This window comes from Kosakonia radicincitans DSM 16656 (assembly GCF_000280495.2).
In the GTDB taxonomy this organism is placed as follows: domain Bacteria; phylum Pseudomonadota; class Gammaproteobacteria; order Enterobacterales; family Enterobacteriaceae; genus Kosakonia; species Kosakonia radicincitans.
This window is the reverse complement of the sequence record NZ_CP018016.1, coordinates 3,583,686-3,606,476: the sequence shown is the minus strand read 5'-3', so window position 1 is coordinate 3,606,476 and position 22,791 is coordinate 3,583,686. Positions and strand designations below refer to the sequence as shown.

The following is a 22,791-nucleotide window of genomic DNA, read 5'->3' as shown; positions in this document are numbered from 1 at the left end:
TGACAATGCCAGACATGTCGAATTGTTTTGGGGCTTCATGATGGTCGAGAATGAAATTTCTACTGTTGAATATGAACTTTCAACAAGTACTGGTCCCTTTGATATACCGTTTTATTTCATTGAGAATGATCATATTGCTGCCCAAATTTATGACCCTTCTGATGATACTTATAATCCAACAACGCTGGTGTTGAATCAGGATTATTACCTTTCCGGTGCAGGAAATGAAAGCGGTGGTCAGTTGACGCTGGCAACTGCGCATGCAGGAAAAATACTCTTTATTTTTCGTGATCCCGATGCAACTCAATTAACCAGCTATCAGGATACTGGAAAGTTCCCGGCGGCCAGCCACGAACGGGCACTTGATAAACTGACGATGCTGATTCAGCGGGCTATTTTATGGTGGGACACGCTCGCACTTAAAAAGCCTAATCGGTTTGCCAGTTTTTATGATGCGGAAGGTAACCGCATTGCTAATCTTGCCGATCCTGTGAATACCAATGACGCAGTAACTAAAAATTATGTTGATACTCTTTCGGGCAACAATTTTAGCCGCACGCTTCGTACTCCTGAGGTAATAACGTCATTACCCGATGTGGAGATGCGCAAAAATAAATTAGTTGCGATGGATGATGCTGGTAATCCGCTGATGGTCCTACCTGAATCAGGCTCAGCGGCTGATGTGCTGATTGAACTGGCTAAACCTACAGGTTTCACATATATCGGTGTGTGTCCTGACATTGCCACATTGCGTTCCATTGAGCCTGGAACAGAAGGCCAGCGCATCACCCTCAAACAGCATACTTCTGACACTGGCTTAGGTGGTGGTCAATTCCGTGCTGTTCTGGATGGAACAAGTTATACTGACAACAATGGTACTGTCATTAAGACTCATGGCGGTTCGGCATGGTTGCGAATCAATGCTGACGTCATCAGCCCGGTCATGTTTGGAGCAGTTAGTGATGGTGTTACCAATGATACCGCTGCTATCCAGGCTGCAATAAATACCGGTGCAAGGAAGATCACTTTCCGCCCTTCAGAAATTCCTTCTATAGTCGATGCTGGGTCATTAACGCTCAACAGCGGGCAAACAATTTCTGGTTACGGTGCAGAGTTAAAACACTATTCTACGACCCTTGGTTATTCAATTTTTAATGCTTTTAGCGCTACTGACATAAAAATACTTGGTTTCAAGTTTTCCGGGCCATCCAGCCAGACAAATGCCGTTAACTGTGTTTCCTGTGTGGATGTTATTGTCCGGGATTGTAAAACAGAAAATATAGGTTTGTTTTCCTGTAAATCCGCCAAGGCACCTAATCCATTTGTAGCTCACGATAATACTGGCGTTTATTCACTGGTTACTGATGAAGCAGACTATAGCCGCAATATTAAGGTTATTAACAATACCACCATAGGAGACGGAACTGGTATTCTTGGAGGCGCGTTTAAAGTTTCTGGTATTTATATTTCTTATGCCAAAAGCGTTGTAGTATCAGCCAACTATATTGAAAACCATAAGGAAGGGGTTCAGTGGTGGGGTGGTGATGCTCTAGCTGAAGGTGATAGCATGAGTTCTGAACGCAAATGCTATGACATCGTTATTAGTGACAATACAGTTCTGAACACCGTAGGTGGTATCTGGGGCTCTATGGGGCAGCGCGTTAAAGTAAAAGGGAATAGCGTAATCAACTGTGGAGATGTGGCTATTGATTTTGAGGGCTGCATTGACTCAACAGCATCATCCAATTCAACTGGATTTACCGCGAATGGATGTCTGACTGTTATTGGCCTTAGCCGCAACATTCGGTTTATTGATAATACTGCCCTTACTCAGAGTACTGACCCATACCATAACATTGCAGGCGTGTATTTTACGGATACGCCTGTTACAGACTTGATGGATGTTCATTTTGAGAATAACACGTTCAAATCTATTGGCACTGCCCAGACATGGATTAAAATCGAAAACTGTCCATGGTTGAGTTTCAGCAATAACAGGCTGGAGAACGTACGGTTTGACACTACCACCGCGTCAACATCTAATGGTACACGTAGCCTTATCGTTTCTGATAATGATCTGCTGTTTACCGCCGGGAGTTCATCTTTTACATACACCGCTATAAGCGTGGGAGATTTGTCATTTGGTGGACGCGCTATCATCTCAGGGAATAAGATTGATCATCTTTCAGCAGCAACCGCACAGTACGGCATCAGCTATAAAGCAACAAGATCTGGTCAGGCTCTGACAAATTGCATTATCTCAGATAATATCGTTTCTGGTTTTATTGAAGATATCCATATTGTCACTACTGCGCCCAGCAGTGGTAACCATTTTGTCAGTCTACAGAGCAACATCTTTGGAACTAAAGGAGGCTCCATTTCCGGAGGTACAGTTGTTAGTGGTAACAACTATACTCCGGCTGGAGCCTCAATAGTTTTTTAATGTCTTACTATTAAAGAGGGTTTGTTACACCCTCTTTTTTATTTAAAAGGTATCCCCATTTTTTCGTTAACTTCTGGATCTGGCTTAACCTCAATATACATGTTGTTAGATATGAACTTGTATTTTTTAAGTGAATCATTAATGAATGTTCCACCGTAAATAGGGAATGGCCAGTTATTCACGCTATCTGCTTTTGGTACAATTAAAATCATTCTTCCTTTGTTGTTCTTATCTGCCTCTACTACCTGATCTATTATTCCCTGACTTATATTAATAGCCTTTTCATAACTTAAATTAAGATTTATTGACTCCTTAAGAGTGGAGTCTGATGAAGTGTTTTTATAAATCATTAACATTACAATAAGTGAAAGTATTATATTTGCGTGCTTTTTATATTTATTTGAAACATAATCAAGTGCCATCATTGCGCAAGCAGAAGAAAACAAGAAAACACCCCACATAGCAACAGGCCTTGCCGCATAATAACTTCCTGCCTTTGAACACAGAATTAATAACGCTACCGTAACTATCAATGCAGAGATAAATGTTATTATGAAGATAATTGCATTTCTTTTTTGTGCTCTGGAAAGCAATGTTTTAACTGATATGAATAATCCATAAATAATTAAAAATATACCGCTATAGATAAATACTGGGTTTATTTGGCTTATCAAGTCACCAAAGACTTTAATTGACCCATCGATATCAAGTTTTGCATTAGCAACGCTGTTTGCGCGCCCGCCATTAGCTTCAAATATTAAAGAAACCACCCACATTAACAGTGTCAGTATCTGCAATGGACATTTTCTTAAGGTTGATAACAAAGAAAGCCTGCTATCTATGAAAATGACCAGGCAACATACTCCACATACAACTGCAAGAATTACGTTAGCAAATAAGCTTGAATAAATAGAAATGTATGAAAATAAAATTAAAGATAAAGAAAAAATAATACCATTTCTTTTAAAATGGTCAATTGAAAGAGAATCCCATTTCCTTATTATGTAAATTGCAAGTGCTGAGTTTATTAACGCTGGGGCTATGTAATGATAAAAGCATGTTATGTTAACCTCCCACAGCATATAAAGGCTTTCGTGGTTACCGCTCTTCCTGAACAATAAAAATATTAGCGAATACTCGATCGCCACAAGAAGATATGCTCTATAAAAGCCAGACTCAAAATCTATTGCAAATAATTTATATAGCTGATTGAAAAGCACCGCCATTAATATTGTTATAAATATCGCAGTGATTATTGAGAAAGATTCAAGAAAACCAAAACCAAATGGCATTATTAGTTTTATTGATAATCTTGAAAAGAACGGGTAACCTATTTCTGGCATTACTTTAATTGGGTTGGTAATACCCCATTGAGGATATAATCCTCTTCTAACTATCAGGTTGCCCCAGTCATCACCTGAAATAATTACGGTTGGGTGTGCAAACAAAAAGAAAAAAAGAGTAATTGCTGAAATTACAAGCAATAAAATAAACGTAAACTTACCATTCCTAATACCAGTAATCATTTTATTTTTCCTTGAGTGGTTATGATTTTGTTTTTTATTAAGTATTTAGGTCTTCTTTTGGTTTCAATATAAATCCTGCCAATATATTCCCCAAGAACACCGATCCCTATCAATTGAATACCCCCCAGGAAAAGTATTGATACAAGCAGTGACGGATACCCTCTCACCTGATTACCGAAAGCCAGCGTATCTAAAACCATCCACGCCCCGTAAAGAAAAGCCATCCCGGCGACAAAAAGACCGATATACGTCCACATGCGCAGCGGAAAAGTAGAGAAACTGGTTATGCCTTCCAGTGCCAGATTCCATAGCTTCCAGCCATTAAATTTCGACGTCCCGGCTACTCGCTCGGATCGCGCATATTCCACTACGTCAGTTTTTCCGCCAACCCAGCTAAGCACTCCTTTCATGAACAAGTTGCGTTCTGGCATGCGTTTAATATTCTCTACTACTTCGCGGGACATCAGCCGGAAATCTCCGACGTTTTCTTCAATCTTTGGATCGCTGATCTTGTTGTGAAGCTTATAGAACCATTCAGCAGTTTTACGTTTAAGGCGACCATCAGTTGAGCGATCAGTCCTTTTTGCCAGAACCATATCAGCACCGGCTTGCCATTTTTCTATAAGCTGAGGAATGACCTGAACAGGGTCCTGTAAATCGACATCAATCGGAATTACTGCGTCACCTGTTGCATTGTCAAGACCTGCAAAAAGCGCCGGCTCTTTCCCGAAATTACGCGTAAATGAGAGCGGAACCACAAGAGGATCGCTAACAGCAAGAGCCTGAATAATCGACTCTGTGGCATCTTTGCTGCCGTCATTGATGAAAAGTATTTCAACTTCGTAATCTTTTAACTCGTCAAACTCCCTCACGGTTTTATAAAAAATAGGTATTGTGTCTTCTTCGTTGAAGACGGGAACGACCAGAGAAATTTTCATTTCGCATCTCTAAACACAATGAGTTTTGAGTAAATAAACCCGGCTACAAGGCTGAACGCAGAGAACGCAATGAGCGTTACCAGTGGTGGAGCATTAAATTGATCTGCGATAAAACCTGTGAGCATTGCCATCACTCCCATAAATGCCACGAACGCAATGTAACGACCGGTTGTAGCCTGAGAGTTGAAAGTGAATCTGGCATTTGCGAAGAAGCTAAATGTCACCGCAACGCAGAATGCCACAACATTGGCAATTGCCTGGCTGGCATCAAAAAAGTGAAGCATGGCAGCAAAGCATAACCAATGAATAGCCGTGTTCAACACACCAACAGAAACGTAACGACTAAATAGCTTTAACATTATAAGAATCAGTTAATTCCGAAAGAATGTGAGTTTAGCACTAACCCGGTACGTGATCGATTCCCGGTGACGTAACATGCAAAAAACAAGGAGAATAACTTAATTGCAGCTTACTCTAACCTACTGATATAAATAGAAAACAAAAGGTAGTTGTATTCTTTTTTGTAGATACAACATATTGTTTTAACATCGTTTTTTATCGGTCTTGAAAACCGGCGACCCGAAAGGGTTCCAGAGTTCGAATCTCTGCGCTTCCGCCAGATTAAACGAGGGGTTACCGAGAGGTAACCCCTTTGTTTTTCTGGTTCCTGTCTACCCGCCTGAGAAATTTTCCCTTCCCCGCGCTCATTTTCCTTTTACATCAGCATGAAAAGGGATATCCAGCCATCGAGAAATTTTCACTTTTCTGCCGTAAACCCGTTCTTCCTGCGGCTGGAAAGATCCTGTATCAGGGCTGCTGTAAGCCGCTTCTTTGTTTAATCCACTCCTTATACCTGCCGGGTGACATGCCCATAACGCTAATGAAGGCGCGTCGAAAGGCCGTTTCGTCACTGTAACCGCATTCGCCGGCAATCTGCGCTAACGTTTTGCCCGGTTTTTCCAGCAACACGGCTGCGTTTTCAATGCGCACCCGGGTGATAAAACTTTTGGGCGTTTCCTGTGACAATTCACCCATTTTCCGGTGCAACGTCCGTGAAGACATATTCAGTTGTGCGGCGAGTTGCTCAACGGAGATAGCGATATTTTGGTAACGAACAATATTTTCGGCTTTGATAAGTAATGGATGCACCGAATTCAGAAATCCACCGGGCGCGTAAATATGCTGTGAGAGTGGCTGGCTGTCAGCGACGGCCATATCTGCTGTCATTCTTGCTGCTTCAGTTCCCAGTCAATTAAAAGCATGGCTGGACAGAATAGCGCAACCGGGAAAAATATTTAACTACACATCTTCTGGCCCTGTTGGGCTGGCTGGAGATAAAAAAGTTATCGTTGTATCAGCGCGGGGTGGTTTTTACCATCAGACGCCGCTTCAGAGCATGGATTTTCAGGAAAACTATCTGGCTTCGTTTTTTGGCTTTCTGGGAATCAGCGATGTCGGGTTTATTCGCGCGGAAGGGGCATCAAAAGGTGAAGAGATTAAACAACAAGGAATTGCCAGCGCGATTGCTTCTCTTAATGACACCTTGCAAAAATTTAATTTAGTATGAGGTAATAAATAGTTTACATATCGCAACCCTGAGAAACACCATCAAGTTTCTCAGGGTTTACGATTCTTCTTAATCAAGATAAAACGCAATCTGATAGATTTCACTTTATTTTTTTTACTTACAAAACATCGGAAAGCATCTTCCGATTCATCAATATTTTTGGATAAGTTGATGGGGATATTTTTAAATTATTTATTGACGAACGATAAGAAATAAATAAACGATCGATCGTCCCTCTTCTGATAGCTATCACCTATCGTAGTAGTGTTTTTTTAAGTTTATTCCGATCAATACCTAAGAGAAATCATTATCCTGCCGATATTTTTCTATGCCATCTGCGATTGCGCAGTTGGTGTGCTTATTAATTCACTAAGGAAAGATAATGAAAAACAAAGCTACCATAGTAAAGCCGACAGGCATAAGTATCAGAAATAAGATTATTTTTTCGTTCGGTATTCTGATCGTGTTACTGGCTTTCATTGCCGGAAATGCGCTGTATCGACTGGATGAAGCTAAAAATAAGATCTCAAAAATTGTCACGGAGGATTATCCCACCACGGCAATGGGTAATAATCTTATCAGAGAAGTTAATACATCAACGATTCTGTTTCTCAATGCATTAATAGAGAAAAATCCGCAAAAGCAAAGCCAGTTAATGCAGGAAGTGACTTCACGATCGGAAAAAATCAACGAACTCTATAAACAACTCAACACGGCGGCAGACGATGCAGCGTCCCAGGCGATTTTAGCCAATGTTACTGACATGCGAAAACTCTATATCCAGTCGCGTAATAAGGTGATACAAAACATTCAATCAGATCCTGTTTCAGCAATTGATGAATATACAAATAATACGCGTGAAAAAGAATTACAGTACATTGATAAAATTAACACCTTTATCAATCTTCAGCGAGATGAAATGCAATCGTCATATACTGATTTTTTGCATGATTACAGTACGTCAAAAATGGTCATGATCATTATCGCGATAGTTTGCCTGATTCTTGGCGCCACCATGGCGATCATTATTTCACGCGCTATTGTTATTCCCATTAAACATGCGGTTGAGGCTGCTACGCGTATCGCCGCAGGCAACCTTGGGGAAGAGATAAAGGTGACATCAAAAGATGAAACCGGGCAACTGACCAGCGCTATTTCTCATATGCAGGATGAATTAATAAAAATTGTCACGGAAATACGTGGCGGAGCCGAAAATATTGCGACCGGCGCTTCTCAAATTATGGCCGGAACCCGTGATTTATCAGCCCGTACAGAAGAGCAGGCCAGTTCTATCGAACAGACTGCATCGTCAATGGAACAGATTTCCGCAACGGTAAAAAATACTGGCGATAATACGGCGAATGCTTCACAACTTTCGGCGAGAGCGAGTAATGCGGTGACGGATAACGGAAAATTGATGGCTTCGCTGACGCAAGAGATCCAGAACATCAGCAACTCAGCGGATAAGATGTCTGACATCATTAATCTGATTGATTCCATTGCCTTCCAGACCAATATTTTGGCACTTAACGCCGCTGTTGAAGCGGCGCGTGCGGGTGAGCATGGTAAAGGGTTTGCTGTCGTGGCGCAGGAAGTTCGCAATCTGGCCCAGAAAACGGCCAATTCGTCGAAGGAGATCAGGACACTGATCGAGAACTCAACGCAGCAAAGCGTCCGTGGGCTGGAGATGGTGCGGCAGGTAAACGGAAAAATGGATGAACTGGTGCAAAATGTCGATAGCGTCACCAGTATTCTGAAGGAAATAGAGCAGGCCAGCCTTGAGCAAAGCGATGGTGTTCATCAAATTAATATCGCCATCGGGCAGATCGATACCACGACGCAGCAGAACGCCGCGCTGGTAGAGGAATCGGTTGCCGCTTCTGAAATGCTTAACGAACAGGCCAGAGTCATGCAAGATCTGGTCAGCGTATTCCGGATTCCACAACATGCCTGATAGCGCAACACGTTAACGGGTTAATTAATCTTCACCGGTGAAAGAGATCTGTTTCTTTCACCGGATCAGATTAAGGTCTTTCTTAACGTACTATTTCGGGAAGAGAGTGGCTATCACTTCATCATGTATGCGCGCGCAAAAGCACTGTGCTTTCAATTTCAGATGTGCAGCGCGATTTGCCAGTGAGCGACAGGATATCAACTGTGAAATATCCTGCGCCAGGTCCTTTATTTTTTCAGCAGACGAGGCAACTGGTTCTCCAGCTCAAGTACGCAGGCATCCATCATTTTCTGCGTCTCTTCGCTCACTTTCGCGTAGTTATTGGCTTTCCAGTCGCTTAACGGCGCGGTTTTCACCGTCGGTGCGCATTCAGCAATCACATAAGGACTGAATGCATTGCCGCCTTCCGGACGTTTATAAAATTTGACACGATAGGTGAGATCGTAATTGCTGTTGCTGGTCGACATATCGGTATAAATCAGTGACCACTGTGACGCTGCGATAAAGAGAGGCTGCGTGTAAGCGTAACCGCCACCATTTTTTTCCAGCCAGTCGTGAATTTTGGCTTCCGCTTTCGGCGCTAAATAGCGGGAGGTTGGTTCAGGCAGGGTATCGATGGTGTTCCCTTTATAGACATTTTTATCGAACGAATTGCTGCTGATGCCGCCGCCGAGTACGGCACCCAGAACCGCAAGCCCCATTCCGGTGCCGGAGTGTGCCGGGGAGACTTCCCGCAATTTAACGTCAGGATAGAGATTATTGTTCATTTCTGCAGGGCTGAAGATGGTAGCGACATCGACTTTGCTGCCGTTGCTTGCGGTCACTGCATGTGACGTCGTATTGGTTGCGCAGCCGCCTAACAATGCGGTGGATAAGGCACCGGTAATCAAAAACTGAATTTTCATGTTTTCCCTTTCTCTATTATTAAAATTAACGCGCATCAATCGTTTGCTTATTAAATTGCCCGACGAGGTTTCTCAACACCGGGTCGCGTTATCTCATTAGCGGCAGCAACACTAAAATCTTTATAAGAAATTTTCGTTAAGTTTTATTTTTGGTTAATTATTTTAGTGCCAAAATAGCATGAATAGCTAAGATTGGATCCAGCGTGCCAGGATAAGCACACTATAAAATTCACACCCAAAGCCAAACTCACAAATGTAATGGCTATTTTCCGGGTGTATTAATTGTTGTTATTTTTTGTCTTTAGTAACATCCTTAAAAAAGAAAATTAAAATACACCTATTGATTAATTTGCTTTATGGCAGGGATGACATCACCGTTGAATTACATTCGTAGTTCGGCTCTTTTTTTATTACTCGCGTTTACGGCACAGGCGGCGCCATTATCTCCGGCAGACCGTGACGCTGTCCGTCAACAGCAGGAACAGCTGCTTCGTCAGAGCCAGCAGCAGCGTGATGAACTGGAGCGCAGCACCACGCTGCCGCGCTCAGGCCAGAGTACGTCTGCCCCGCAGGCCGGTGGCCCCTGTTTTGATATTCACACCATTACCCTTTCCGGCGTGACGCTTATCAGCGAAAAAGCGCAGCAGAAACTGACTGCGCCCTGGCAGAACCAGTGCCTGAATATGGCGAAAATAACCGAACTGGCTGCCGCGATTTCCGACTGGTATATCAGCCGGGGATATATTACCAGCCGCGCTTTTCTCACCGAACAGGATTTATCGCACGGCGAATTACGCATTGTCGTGCTGGAAGGAAAATTACGTCATATCCGCCTGGAGGGAGAATCGCCGCGCATGCTGAAAATGGTTTTCCCCGGTCTGGAAGGGAAAATCCTTAATCTGCGGGATATCGAACAGGGGATGGAACAAATAAATCGTCTGCGGCGCGAACCGGTGCAGATCGATATCGTTCCCGACAGTGAACCGGGTTATTCCAGCGTGAATTTAACCGCCACGCCGGAATTTCCGTTAAGTGCTTCGGTTTCGCTGGATAACAGCGGGCAGAAAAGTACCGGTGACGATCAGTTAAATGGTTCGCTGACCGCCAGTAATTTGCTGGGACTGGCGGAACAGTGGCAGGTGAGCGGCGGGCGCAGCAGCGATTTCGCCACCGGCTATGACGCGCAAAATTTTCAGGCCGGGTTCAGCATGCCGTACGGTTACGGCCTGCTCGACTACAGCTATGCATGGAGCAACTACCGCACCACCCTTATCAATCAGGGCTTTCCGTGGATCTCCACCGGTGACACCAGAACGCACCGCCTGAACGGTTCGTGGGTAGTGTTCCGCAACGGCAATATCAAAACCGCATTTACCGCTGGCGTCACACAGCGCTCCTCGCGCAACTGGCTTAACGACGCGCCGCTGGTCAGCAGCACGCGCAATCTCTCCAGCCTGCAACTGGGCATCAGCCATACGCAGAAAGTACTGGGCGGCGTGGCGACCTTCAACCCGACATTCAGCCACGGCATGCCGTGGTTTAACGCCGAAACCGACGAAGGCAAAAGTGGCGATGAACCCCGTGCGCAGTTCCGTAAAGGGAGCCTGAGCGCCAGCTTCCAGCGCCCGTTCAGCGCCGACATCGTCTGGCTCACCAGCCTGTATGCGCAGTGGTCACCGGACAGGCTCTACGGCAGCGAACGCCTGACGCTCGGCGGCGAAAGCTCCGTACGCGGTTTTAAAGAGCAGTATCTCTCCGGCGACAACGGCGGTTACTGGCGTAACGAACTCAATTACGTGCTGTTCACGTTGCCCCTGTTGGGGCAGATCAGCGCCACGGCGGCGGTGGATGGCGGATGGCTGGAAAAAGACCGGCTCGATCGCTACGCCTCCGGCACGTTGTGGGGCGCGTCAGCAGGGCTTGGCAGCGCCGGACGCTGGTTTGCCAGCCAGATCTCCGTTGGCACGCCGCTGCATTACCCCGACTGGCTCGGCCCCGATCACGTCAGTGTTAACTGGCGCGTTGCTGTCACGTTTTAAGGATCAAGACGATGAAGACTGACAAACCGGTTCGTTTTTCCCAGCGTGCTGTCAGCTGGTTGATTATCAGCCTGCTGGTCTGGCAGCCGGTAGCGCCCGCGTTTGCTGCGGCCATCACGCCGACAGGCGGCGCCAGCATGGATAAAGCCGGCAACGGCGTGCCGGTGGTCAATATCGCCACGCCGAACGGGGCAGGTATCTCGCACAACCAGTTTCATGACTACAACGTCGGCAAAGAGGGGCTGATCCTCAATAACGCCACCGGGCAACTGACGCAGACGCAGCTTGGCGGGCTTATCCAGAACAACCCGAACCTGCGCGCCGGGCAGGAAGCGAAGGGCATTATCAACGAAGTGACCGGCGGCAGCCGATCGCAGCTGCAGGGGTATACCGAAGTGGCGGGCAAAGCGGCGAATGTGATGGTCGCCAACCCGTACGGCATCACCTGTAACGGCTGCGGGTTTATCAACACGCCGAACGCCACCCTGACTACCGGTAAACCGCAATTCGATGCGGCGGGCAATCTCTCCGCACTGGAAGTGACCAGAGGCACCATCACCGTGGAAGGGCAGGGGCTGAACGCCAGCGGCAGCGATGCGCTGGCGCTGATTTCCCGCGCCACCGAAGTGAACGCCGCCATTCATGCGAAGGACTTAACCGTGACCACCGGGGCCAACCGGGTGGATGCCAGCGGTAAGGCGACAGCGATTGCCGGTGAGGGTGCAGCGCCGGTGGTGGCGGTGGATACCGGCGCGCTCGGCGGCATGTATGCCAACCGTATTCATCTCGTGTCCACCGAGAAAGGCGTCGGCGTCAACCTCGGCAACCTGACGGCACGCTAGGGCGATATCACGCTTGATGCGAACGGCAAAATGGTGGTGAAAGAGAGCATCGCCAGCGGCGCGCTGACGGCGAAGGGCGACAGCGTCACCCTCAGTGGCAGCCACAAAGCGGGCGGCGATATCGCGGTTACGGCCGTGCAGGATGTGGCGCTGAATCACGCCACGCTGGCCGCCGACGGCAAACTGACGCTCAGCGGCGCGGGCAACACCACCCTTGCAGGCAGTTCACTCACCAGCGGCGGCGACATGTCACTTAGTGGGAAACAGCTCACCAGTGATGCCTCCACCCAGGCCAATGCCGCAGGCAATGCCACGCTGAAGGCGCAGACCCTCACCGAGCAGGGAACAGTGGTTGCCGGTGGTGACATGACGTTCCAGGCTGACAGCGCCACGCTGAACGGCACGCAGGCAGCGAAAGGGACGCTCAGCGTCGGGGCGAAAACGCTGAACCACGGCGGTAAATCAGCGGCGACCCGTATTACGCTTGGCGCACCGGAAAGCCTCACCAACAGCGGTACGCTGGTGGCGGACATGCTGGATCTTGGCAGTAGCCACATCAGCAACAGCGGCCTGTTACAGGGCACGCAGGCGCTGAACCTGCACACCGGGCTGCTTGATAACCTCGCCGGCGGCACTCTCTACTCTGCGAAAGACCTGACGCTTGCCATCCCGCAACTGAACAACAGCGGTCTTGTCACCACCGATGGCGACCTGTATCTGCACGGTGACGCGCTGACCAGCGACGGCGAACTGAATGGCGTTAACCTGTTCAGCGATTACCACAGCCTGAGCAACAACGGCCGTCTGCTGGCCGACGGGCAGTTAACCCTCGCGGCAGACAGCATTCACAACAATGGGCTGGTGGCAGCCAACACCACCGGCGTGACGGCAGACACCCTCGATAACGCAGGAACCCTGCAGGGTAATGATGCCCTGACACTGCAGACACAGAACACCCGCAACAGCGGGACGCTGGCGGGCGGGAATTCACTGGATCTCAGCGGGCAGGCGCTGATCAACAGCGGCCTGCTGGCCGCGAAAAGCCTGACGCTCAACAGCAGCGACATCACCAACAGCGGTACGCTGCAGGGCTCCAGCCTGCTGACCGCCACGGGCAGCACACTGACCAACCAGCAGAATGGCCTGCTGCTGAGTAACGGCGCGGTCACGCTGAAAAACGATCGTCTCAACAACGCCGGGCAGATGCAGGGCGGCACGCTCGATCTGGCGACCGGCGAGTGGCTGAACAGTGGCACGGCGCTCGGGCAAAACGGGCTGAATGCCACGGTCAGCGGCACGCTGGATAATCAGGGCAGCGTGGTCAGCCAGCAAGCGATGGCGCTGACCGCAGACAGCAGCAACAACAGCGGTACGCTGATGGCGAAGGTGCTGGCGCTGCACGGCGATTTACGCAACAGCGGCCTGATCCAGGGAACTGACGGGCTGAACTGGCAGGGCACCACCTTTACCGGCACGGCTGACGGCCAGATGCTCAGCGGCGGCAGCCTGACATTACAGGGCACCACGCTCGACAATCAGGGACGCATGCAGGGGCGCAACCTGACCGCCACTGCCGACAGCTGGCGCAACGGCGGCACGGTGCAGGCGCAGGATGCCCTGAACGCCACGCTTGGCCGTTCACTTGATAACCAGGGGCAGATGCTGAGCCAGGGCGGGGCCGTCATCAGCGCCGCGCAACTGACCAACGACGGTAAACTGGCGGCAAAAGATCTCACTGTGACCGCGCCGGACATCGCCAGTAACGGTACTCTGCAGGGTAACGACAGCCTGACGATCGCCACGCAACATTTGCTCAATGGCGGCAACGGCCAGTTAGTGAGCGGCAGCGGGCTGAACCTGAATCTTGATAGCTTCAACAATCAGGGGCTGCTGTACGTACAGGATGGCCTGACGCTGACCGGCAATACGCTGATCAACGGCGGCAGCCTGGAAAGCGGCGCGCTGGATGCCACCACCGGCAGCCTCGATAACGGCGGGACGCTGCTGGCGCATAACCATGCCACGTTACAGGCGGACCAGCTTGCCAACAGCGGTAACCTCATTGCCGACACGCTGGCGCTGACGGGCACCCGCATCACCAACAGCGGGCTGCTGCAGGGCACGCAGCAGATGCAGGCCACGGCGGACAGCATCGCTAACACGGCGGGCGGACGCTGGCTTTCCGGCGGCGCGCTGACGCTCAACGGTAATCTGAACAACGATGGAACAGTGCAGGGCGATGCGGTCACGCTGCGTGGCGACACGCTGGATAACACCGGGATCATCAATGGTCTGCACGGCCTGACCGGCATCCACAGCGGCGCGGTGACCAACAACGGTCAACTGGTCAGCGGCGGTGTGACGGATATCCACGCCGACAGCCTCTCCGGCAACGGGCGCATCAGCGGCGATACGCTGGCGCTTGACGCCTCCACGCTCAGCAATGGCGGGCTGTGGCAGGGCACGCACGGCCTGACGCTGAATGCAGACACCCTTACCACCGCCAGCGGTTCGCGCACGCTGAGCGGCGGCGATTTCACACTGAACGCCGGGCAACTGTCCACGCAGGGCACCCTACAGGGCGGGCAGGTCAGCGTGACGGCTGATGACTGGACGCTCGGCGGCACCTTGCTGAGCCAGGGCGATTTAACGGCCACTGTCGGCAACACCCTGAACCTGCCGGGCGCGCTGCAAAGCCAGGGGGCGATGACACTCGCTGCGCAGACGCTGAACAATGACGGCCAGGTGTTAAGCGCCGGGGATATCACCCTGCGCGGGCAGCAGCTCACCAATAACGGCACCGTACAGGGCAATACACTGACGGCGCACGAAGCGGGCATCACCAACAACGGTGCGCTCACCGGGCTTAACAGCCTGACGCTGGATAACCACCAGACGACCACTGCGCTGATGGCGCGGATGGCGATGGCAACGCCGCAACTGGCGCTGATCAACAGCGGTTCGCTGTTAACGCAGGGCGCGCTGGATATCACTGCCGGTTCGGTGAATAACAGCGGGATCTGGCAGGGTAACAGCATCCTGCTGGCGGCACAGTCGCTGGATAACAGCGGTGCCGTGCAGAGCGCCGGGGCGCTGAACTTCCAGCTTACCGGCGACCTGAATTCCGCCGCAGGCAGCAAAATTACCGCCATGGGCACGGCCGCGCTGCAGGCCTTATCGCTGACCAACAACGGGCAGTGGGCGGCGAAAAACCTGACGCTTAACGGCGGGACGCTGAATAACAGCGGAGCCATCAGCGGCAGCGACGGCCTGACCGCCACGCTGAGCGGGGATGTCACCCAGCAGAGCGGCGGCTCGCTTGCCAGTAACGGGGCGCTGAACCTGACGGCGGCTGCGCTCGATAACGCCGGTAAGGTGCAGGGCGATGATGTCACGCTTGCCGCTGCGACGCTGACCAACCGCAGTGGCGCACAAACGGTAAGCGCGGGCACGCTGACGCTCACCACGCCGACGCTGGTCAATGACGGGCTGCTACAGGGCGCGGGGGAGACCCGTATTGACGCCATCACGCAGGCGATTAACAGCGGCAAACTGCTTTCCGGCGGGCAACTGACGCTCACCACGCCGCAGTACAGTGGCGCGGGCTGGTTACAGGCCAGCAACCTGATACTGAATGCGACGAACAACAACGGCAGCGGCACGCTGCTGGCCGGGCAGATGACGCTGATCGGCGATACCTTCACTAATCAGGGGACGACGCAGGCGGATAACCTGACGCTGAATTACCGCCAGCTCACCAACAACGGCACGCTGCTTGGCACAAACCAACTGACGCTGAATGCCGCGCAGGTGAATCAGTCCGCCAGCGGCAGGCTGTTCAGCGGCGGCGATCTGTTTGTCGGCGCGACCGGGCTGGACGCGCTGGGGCAGGTGGTGGCGCTCGGTAACCTGACGCTGCAACTGGCGAATGCCTTTACCGGCAAAACCACGCTGGCAGCGGGCAAAACCCTGACTGTTTCCAGCAACGGGGCGATCGATAACCAGAGCGTGATGCAGGGCCAGGCGGTGAATCTCAGCGCGGGCGGCCAGTTGACCAACAACGGGCAAATCACCACCGGTAGCGGGGCCAGTACCTTAAGCGGCAGCAATATCGTGCTGAATGGCAACAGTGCGGTTCAGGGCGGCGGCGATGTGGCGCTGGTGAGCCGGGGAGGGATTACGGCGAACGGCTTTGCCGGAACACTGGGCAGCCTGACGCTGAACGCGCCGGGCGCCATCATCAACACCGCGCTGCTGTATGCGGCGAACAACCTGGCGCTGTATGCCAGCAGCATCACCAACCAGCGCGGCGATATGCTGGCGGGTAACAATCTGGTGCTGCAACGCGACGCGGCGGGGAATGCCAACAGCGAGGTGATCAACACCTCCGGCAGTATCGAAACGCGAAATGGCGATATCACCATTAAGACCGGGCATCTGCTGAACCAGCGGGATGGTTTTACTGTTACGACCAGCCAGACAGTGGATAACACGACACCCGCTCCCACACGCTGGATCCCTGTCACCAGTTTTGACAAAAGTGAGGTCGCTTACAGCACAGGGGAAGTATGTACAGGTGGGGGTGGTGAGCATGGACATGAAATATGCAATACGAGGTATAGCCTCAGACCATTGACGACAAAAGATGTTACTGTCAGTCAGCGTGATGTCACGGTATTTGCCCTGGGGGGGGCAGCAAGGTTAGCCGCCAGCGGGAATCTGACCATCAATGCCGATAAGCTGGATAATATTACCAGCACTATACTTGCCGGGAAAAATATCACGCTTACCGGGGGGCAATTAAACAATAACTCAGTACAAGCGGGAACCACGACAACAACACAAAATTATAAGTACCAAACGGACTGTTCCGCGAGTTGCCAGGCAGCTCTGGAAACCATTCCGGATTACATGAGCCTGGCCAGTTTTATCGATGTTCATAATATTTATGTCGGTGATGGTTTCCTTTTCATCCTCAATGGTGCCCCCAGAATTACGCAGGCTAACGGTGAACTCTACCGCGCAGTGATCCAGGCGGGCGGCAATGTCAGCGCCAGTTTCAGCAGCAATATCAGCAATACCACCACCACGTCAAATAGCGGTGGCATTAGCACGACCATCACAGCCCCGTCACTGAATACCCTGAGCAATCAGGGTATCGGCGGTAGCGTGGCGAAACAGGCGCTGGCCGCAGGGCCGGTCGCGGTGAACTCCCCGCAGTGGCAGGATCAACTGCAAAATGCGCTGCAACAGATTAACGGCGGCAGCGGGCTCGATAACGGCGAGGCATCCGGCGCGGCGCTGGCAACGCCGGGCAGCCAGCAGAAAGGCAATGCCAGTCTGGGCAATACCGGCAGCCTGGCCAGCGCTGGGGTGGCCACGGCAGCGCTGAAAAACACCGGCACGACACCGCAGCAGGGCAAAACCGTCGATACCAGCGCTTACCCGCTGCCGACCGGCAATAACGGTTATTTTGTGGTCACGGATAACCCGAAAATCCCGTACCTCATCACCGTGAACCCGAAACTCGACGGCCTGGGGCAACTTGATCCGGCACTGTTCGGCGATCTGAATAAGTTACTTGGCATCACCCCGACCGCCGCGCCGCGCGAAACCAGTCCGACGTATACCAGTGAGACCCAGTTCCTCGGTTCGTCGTATATGTTAGGCCGCCTCAACCTGAACCCCGATTATGACTACCGGTTCCTCGGCGATGCGGCGTTTGATACGCGCTATGTCAGCAATGCGCTGCTGAACCAGACCGGCAGCCGCTACCTGAACGGTATGGGTTCCGATCTCGCGCAAATGCAGTATCTGATGGATAACGCCGCCAGCGCGCAGCAGTCGCTCGGGCTGTCATTCGGCGTGGCGCTCACCGCGGAGCAAATCGCTTCCCTCGACCACAGTATTTTGTGGTGGGAGAGTGCAACGATTAACGGCGAGACGGTGATGATCCCCAAACTCTACCTGTCGCCAAAAGACGTCGCGGTGAACAACGGCAGCGTGATCGCCGGGAACAACGTCAGCCTTGACGGCGGCAGTGTCACCAACAGCGGCAGCACACTGCTGGCGCGTAACGATCTCAGCGTCAACAGCAGCGGGCAGATAACCAACAGCAATGATGCACTGCTGAAAGCGGGCGGCAATGTTGATCTCAGCGCCATTGGCGATATCAGCAACATCAGCTCCACCATCAGCGGTAAAACCGTGGCGCTGGAGAGCGTGGAGGGCAGCATCAACAACCTGACGCTGGCCGATCAATTTGCGCTCAACACGAAGAATAAATCGGGTTCAGTCAGTATCAGGGACACCACGCTGGGCAGCCTCGCCAGCATTACCGCGACGGATGGCCTGTCGCTGATGGCGGACAAGGACATCACCTTTACCGGCGCGACGGCCTCCGCGGGTGGCGCGTTGTTGATGGACGCTGGCGGCAATATCGCCGTTAACGCCATCCAGAAAAATGAGGCTTACAGCCAGTCTGGTTTCAGCAATCGCATGGATACCAGCCGCTCCACCGTCGGTTACCAGGGCAGCAGCATTACCGCAGGTGGCAATCTGGCGATGCAGGCGGGCAACAATCTGACGCTCAGTGCCAGCAATGTCAGCGCCGGGAAATCGGCAAAGTTGTCGGCAGGCAACGATCTGAACCTCGATGCGCAGCAGACCAGCAACGCCAGCCGCAGCGGCAAAAGTGAAAACCACAGCACCGGTGTTGATCGCACCACGGTCAGCGCCGGCGACAATCTGTTGTTGACGGCAGGCCGGGACATCAACTCGCAGGCCGCCGGGCTGGCGGCAGAGCAGCAGGTCGGCATGCAGGCAGGGCGAGATGTCAATCTGCTGGCGGAAGCCACCACCCAGGGCGACAGCTACAAAGCCAGCAAGAAAACGGTCATTAACGAGCAGGTCCGCCAGCAGGGCACCGAGATTGCCAGCGGCACCGACACCACGATTATCGCCGGGCGCGATATGAATGCCGAAGCGGCGCAGGTGACGGCGCAAGGCGATATTGGCGTACAGGCCGGGCGCGATGTGAACCTGACGACCGCCACCGAGAGCGATTACCACTACAAGGAAGAGACCAAAACCAAAAAAGGTTTCCTGAAAAAAACCACCACCCACACCATCTCCGAGCAGAGTGCCACCCGTGAAGCCGGCACCCTGCTGAGCGGCGATAACGTGACGGTGAAATCCGGTAATGACCTGCTGGTGAAAGGCTCTGCCGTGGTGGGAGACGGTGAGGTGACGCTCAGTGCGGCGCATAACGTGGACATCACAGCCGCCACCAATACCGACTCGAACTGGCAGTTTAAAGAGAAGAAAAAGAGCGGCCTGATGGGATCCGGCGGCATCGGTTTTACCATCGGCAGCAGTAAAACCAAACAGGATCTGAAAGAGAAAGGCACCACCCAGAGCCAGAGCATGAGCACTGTCGGCAGCAATGGCGGGAATGTGACGATTTCGGCAGGTGACGCGCTACATATTGGCGGTTCTGACGTGATCGCCAAAAAAGACCTCGCCCTGAGCGGCGACAGTGTGGTGGTCGATCCGGGTCATGACAAACGCACCACCGACCAGACCTTCGAACAGAAAAGCAGCGGTCTGACGATTGCGTTGTCCGGCGCGGTGGGTGGGGCTATCAACAATGCTGTAAACTCCGCACAGGACGCGAAGCACGAAAGTGACGGCCGGTTAGCGGCGTTGCAGGCCACCAAATCCGTTCTCTCCGGTGTGCAGGCCGGGCAGGCTGTTGCTCTTGATGCTGCTAATAGCGGAAATACCGATAACCCAAGCACCAACGCTATTGGTATCAGTGCATCACTCACCACGCAAAAATCGAAGTCGGAGCAGCATGCCCGGAGTGATGCTGTCTCGGGCAGCGCTCTGAGCGCAGGTAACAATCTCTCCATTACTGCCAACGGCAAAAATAACGGCCCGAACAGCGGCGATATCGTGATTGCCGGAAGCCAACTGAAATCAGGCGGCGACGCGCTGCTGGATGCGAAGAACGACATCCTGCTGGCAGGTGCAGCCAATACGCAGCAGACCACAGGCAAGAACAGCAGCAGTGGCGGTGGTGTCGGTGTAGGCATCGGTGTCGGCAGCGGTGGCTGGGGAATCAGCGTTTTCGCCAGCGTCAATGCGGCGAACGGCAAGGACAAAGGCAACGGTACCGACTGGACTGAAACCACGATAGACAGCGGCAAAACTGTCACCATCAAAAGCGGTAATGACACCGTACTCAATGGCGCACTGGTTAACGGCAATAAAATTGTTGCTGACGTGGGTCATGATCTGCTGATGCGCAGTCAGCAGGACAGTAACGACTACGACAGTAAACAGACCAGCGTGGCCGCAGGAGGCAGTTTCACCTTCGGTTCCATGTCCGGCTCGGCTTATGTAAATGTCAGCCAGGACAAGATGAAGAGTCGTTTCGATTCGGTAGCGGAACAGACCGGGCTTTATGCCGGTGATGGTGGCTTCGATATCACGGTGGACAATCATACCCAGCTTGATGGCGCAGTGATTGCGTCCACCGCCACGACGGATAAAAACAGTCTGGACACCGGGACGCTCGGCTTCAGCGATATCCACAATGAAGCTGATTTTAAAACCCAGCATGCGGGTGGCTCGTTTAATACCGGAGGCAACATTGCCGGGCAGTTTGCCAGCAATGCGGCGAACACCCTGCTTGCAGGAGGCGGCAATAAAGGCCATGAAGAGGGCACGACCCAGGCCGCTATCGCGAACGGTACCCTCACTCTCCGCGACAAGGACAACCAGAAACAGGATGTCGCCGACCTCAGTCGCGATACGGAACACGCCAACGGCAGCATCAGCCAAATCTTCGACAAGGAGAAAGAGCAGAAACGGCTGCAGGAAATTCAGTTGATCGGCGAAGTGGGTTTACAGGCTGCCGATGTGGCAAGAACTCAGGGTGATTTGGCCGGACGTAAAGCCGCGAAAGATCCGGCAGCGCTGGAAGAAGCGAGTCAGCAACTGGCTGCGGAAGGAAAGCCTGTCACTGACGACTCTGTGGCAGAACGCGCGTATAACAACGCCTCGTCATTCTACGGCACGGGCGGTGTGGTTCAACGCGGAATTCAGGCGGCAACCAGCGCACTGACAGCGCTGGCAGGTGGCGGTAATCTGGCTGGCGCACTGGCCGGGGCATCAGCTCCGGAGCTGGCGCATATCATCGGGCATAATCTGGGTATTAATGATAATACTGAGGCAAAAGCGATTGCTCACGCGATCCTCGGCGGAGTAGCCGCTACGCTCCAGGGAAAAAATGCAGCAGCAGGTGCAGCCGGGGGGGCAACGGGTGAACTGGCTGCACAGATCATCAAAGATCAACTGTTCCCCGGTAAGAGCAACAGAGATCTGAGTGAAAGCGATAAACAGCTGATCAGCAACCTCTCCACGCTGGCGTCTGGGCTGGCTGGTAACCTGGCGAGCGGTAATTCGGCTGGTACTACTACAGCTGCTCAGGCCGGGAAGAATGCGGCAGAAAACAACGAGATGAGTGATGAGGAACGGCCTGTTCCGTATGGTGTCACTCCAGGCGATGTGGCGATAGCAAAAGCGAAAGAAGATGCTGCATCGGGGTTAACGAAGAAACTGAATGAACTGGGTCAGGCCATCGATAAAGCCACCCAGTGCACATTTGGTCGTGCGTGTTCGTCGGATGATCCGGATGAGGAATCGAAACCAAATGTCGCAGGAAACCTGACGGATGAGGAAAAAGCTGAATATGGTGGTGCAGGTTCAGGAACACCGGGAGGTCATGGGCCGGAAGATGAGGAAAATGCTCGCACAAGGGAACAGCAGCAAAATCGGTTTAATGAATTAAGTGATATTTTTGACAAAAGCAATCCATCAAAAGACCTTACAATAGATGGACAGACTATCCGTCAGGGAGAGGCCAGTAATAACTATGGCACGACAAAAGTTTATGAAAGTCAAAATCTTAGTGATGATCAAATACGAAATTATGCACAGCAACTTGCAGGAGAAACGCCACTGAATGAAGTGAGGGAGGGGATCTATACTTCAAAATTATCAGATGGATCGGTGATAACACTCAGAAATGTATCTACGTCCGAAGCTCAGACAGGTGCTCGTTGGACTATTGATATACGGAATAGTCAAAAATTCAGTGAATTAGGGAATAAATATACGCGTGTGGAGATTAAATTTAAATGATTAGTGAGCTAAGTGAAAAGGAATATAAGGAACTGGCAGATGCGGCTGAGGGCCAAACTCTTGATGCAATTTTATGTTATGCAGTACCAGATCCCTGTCCACTTGGCTTTACTTTTAGTGAACGAAGAGAATTATTTTTTTGGGTATTAAAACGGCTTTTGAATGATGGACGAATTAGACTTGCCAAGCACGGTAAGTTCCTTGAAGGAAGTGTTGAGGAGCAGGTTGAACTTTTCAGACGGGCGTTCCCCCTGACAGAACCCGATATGGAAGATGGTATCTGGTTCTTTGATGAGGCATGTCCGGGGGGCGCAGTCTGGGTACTTGAGGATGGTTCACTGGAGTGGACTTAAATGTCATTGCCTTCA

Annotated in this window: 10 protein-coding genes and 2 pseudogenes; 7 read left to right on the top strand and 5 right to left on the bottom strand. The window is 51.6% G+C overall.

Features of this window, described 5'->3' with window-relative positions; translation table 11 throughout:
• Positions 1-37: 37 nt before the first annotated feature.
• Positions 38-2,443 carry a putative phage tail protein gene (locus Y71_RS17400; RefSeq protein ID WP_050998947.1) on the top strand — a complete coding sequence of 802 codons (2,406 nt, stop codon included), beginning with the start codon at positions 38-40 and terminating at the stop codon, positions 2,441-2,443.
• 38 nt (positions 2,444-2,481) lie between these two features.
• Here the strand turns inward: Y71_RS17400 and Y71_RS17395 are convergent, their stop codons facing one another.
• From Y71_RS17395 to Y71_RS17380, 4 genes and pseudogenes are all read right to left on the bottom strand, one after another.
• Positions 2,482-3,969 (bottom strand): hypothetical protein, encoded by a 1,488-nt coding sequence (locus Y71_RS17395; RefSeq protein WP_081120817.1) that lies wholly within the window; start codon positions 3,967-3,969, stop codon positions 2,482-2,484.
• Positions 3,966-4,907, bottom strand: a complete 942-nt coding sequence (locus Y71_RS17390) for a glycosyltransferase family 2 protein (RefSeq protein WP_007374255.1) — start codon at positions 4,905-4,907, stop codon at positions 3,966-3,968. The genes Y71_RS17395 and Y71_RS17390 overlap by 4 nt, the downstream gene beginning before the upstream one ends.
• Positions 4,904-5,266: a GtrA family protein gene (locus tag Y71_RS17385; RefSeq protein ID WP_035943266.1), complete on the bottom strand. Its 363-nt coding sequence runs from the start codon at positions 5,264-5,266 to the stop codon at positions 4,904-4,906. The genes Y71_RS17390 and Y71_RS17385 overlap by 4 nt, the downstream gene beginning before the upstream one ends.
• Before the next feature lie 448 nt (positions 5,267-5,714).
• Positions 5,715-6,152 (bottom strand): annotated as a pseudogene (locus Y71_RS17380) (helix-turn-helix domain-containing protein); the annotation flags it as partial.
• Between Y71_RS17380 and Y71_RS17375 the strand changes: the two are divergent.
• Positions 6,145-6,474 (top strand): annotated as a pseudogene (locus Y71_RS17375) (FMN-dependent NADH-azoreductase); the annotation flags it as partial. The pseudogenes Y71_RS17380 and Y71_RS17375 overlap by 8 nt on opposite strands.
• A 382-nt stretch (positions 6,475-6,856) precedes the next feature.
• Positions 6,857-8,428, top strand: coding sequence for a methyl-accepting chemotaxis protein (locus Y71_RS17370; protein WP_007374259.1), 1,572 nt, complete (start codon positions 6,857-6,859; stop codon positions 8,426-8,428).
• Between the two features lie 227 nt (positions 8,429-8,655).
• On the opposite strand, the gene Y71_RS17365 is transcribed toward Y71_RS17370, so the two are convergent.
• Positions 8,656-9,333, bottom strand: coding sequence for a hypothetical protein (locus tag Y71_RS17365; protein ID WP_007374260.1), 678 nt, complete (start codon positions 9,331-9,333; stop codon positions 8,656-8,658).
• A gap of 365 nt (positions 9,334-9,698) precedes the next feature.
• On the opposite strand from Y71_RS17365, the gene Y71_RS17360 reads away from it, so the two are divergent.
• From Y71_RS17360 to Y71_RS17350, 4 genes are read left to right on the top strand one after another with little or no spacing between them, the layout of a single operon-like run.
• Positions 9,699-11,372, top strand: a complete 1,674-nt coding sequence (locus Y71_RS17360) for a ShlB/FhaC/HecB family hemolysin secretion/activation protein (RefSeq protein ID WP_007374261.1) — start codon at positions 9,699-9,701, stop codon at positions 11,370-11,372.
• Positions 11,373-11,383: 11 nt separating this feature from the next.
• The gene (locus Y71_RS31010; protein WP_007374262.1) at positions 11,384-12,214 is read left to right on the top strand and encodes a filamentous hemagglutinin N-terminal domain-containing protein; all 831 of its coding nucleotides are present in this window, start codon (positions 11,384-11,386) and stop codon (positions 12,212-12,214) included.
• Between the two features lie 30 nt (positions 12,215-12,244).
• A complete protein-coding gene (locus tag Y71_RS17355; protein WP_236946443.1) occupies positions 12,245-22,423 on the top strand; it encodes a hemagglutinin repeat-containing protein in 10,179 nt (3,392 codons plus the stop codon).
• Positions 22,420-22,776 carry a DUF596 domain-containing protein gene (locus Y71_RS17350; RefSeq protein ID WP_035943269.1) on the top strand — a complete coding sequence of 119 codons (357 nt, stop codon included), beginning with the start codon at positions 22,420-22,422 and terminating at the stop codon, positions 22,774-22,776. Before Y71_RS17355 ends, Y71_RS17350 begins: the two co-directional genes overlap by 4 nt.
• Positions 22,777-22,791 lie beyond the last annotated feature (15 nt).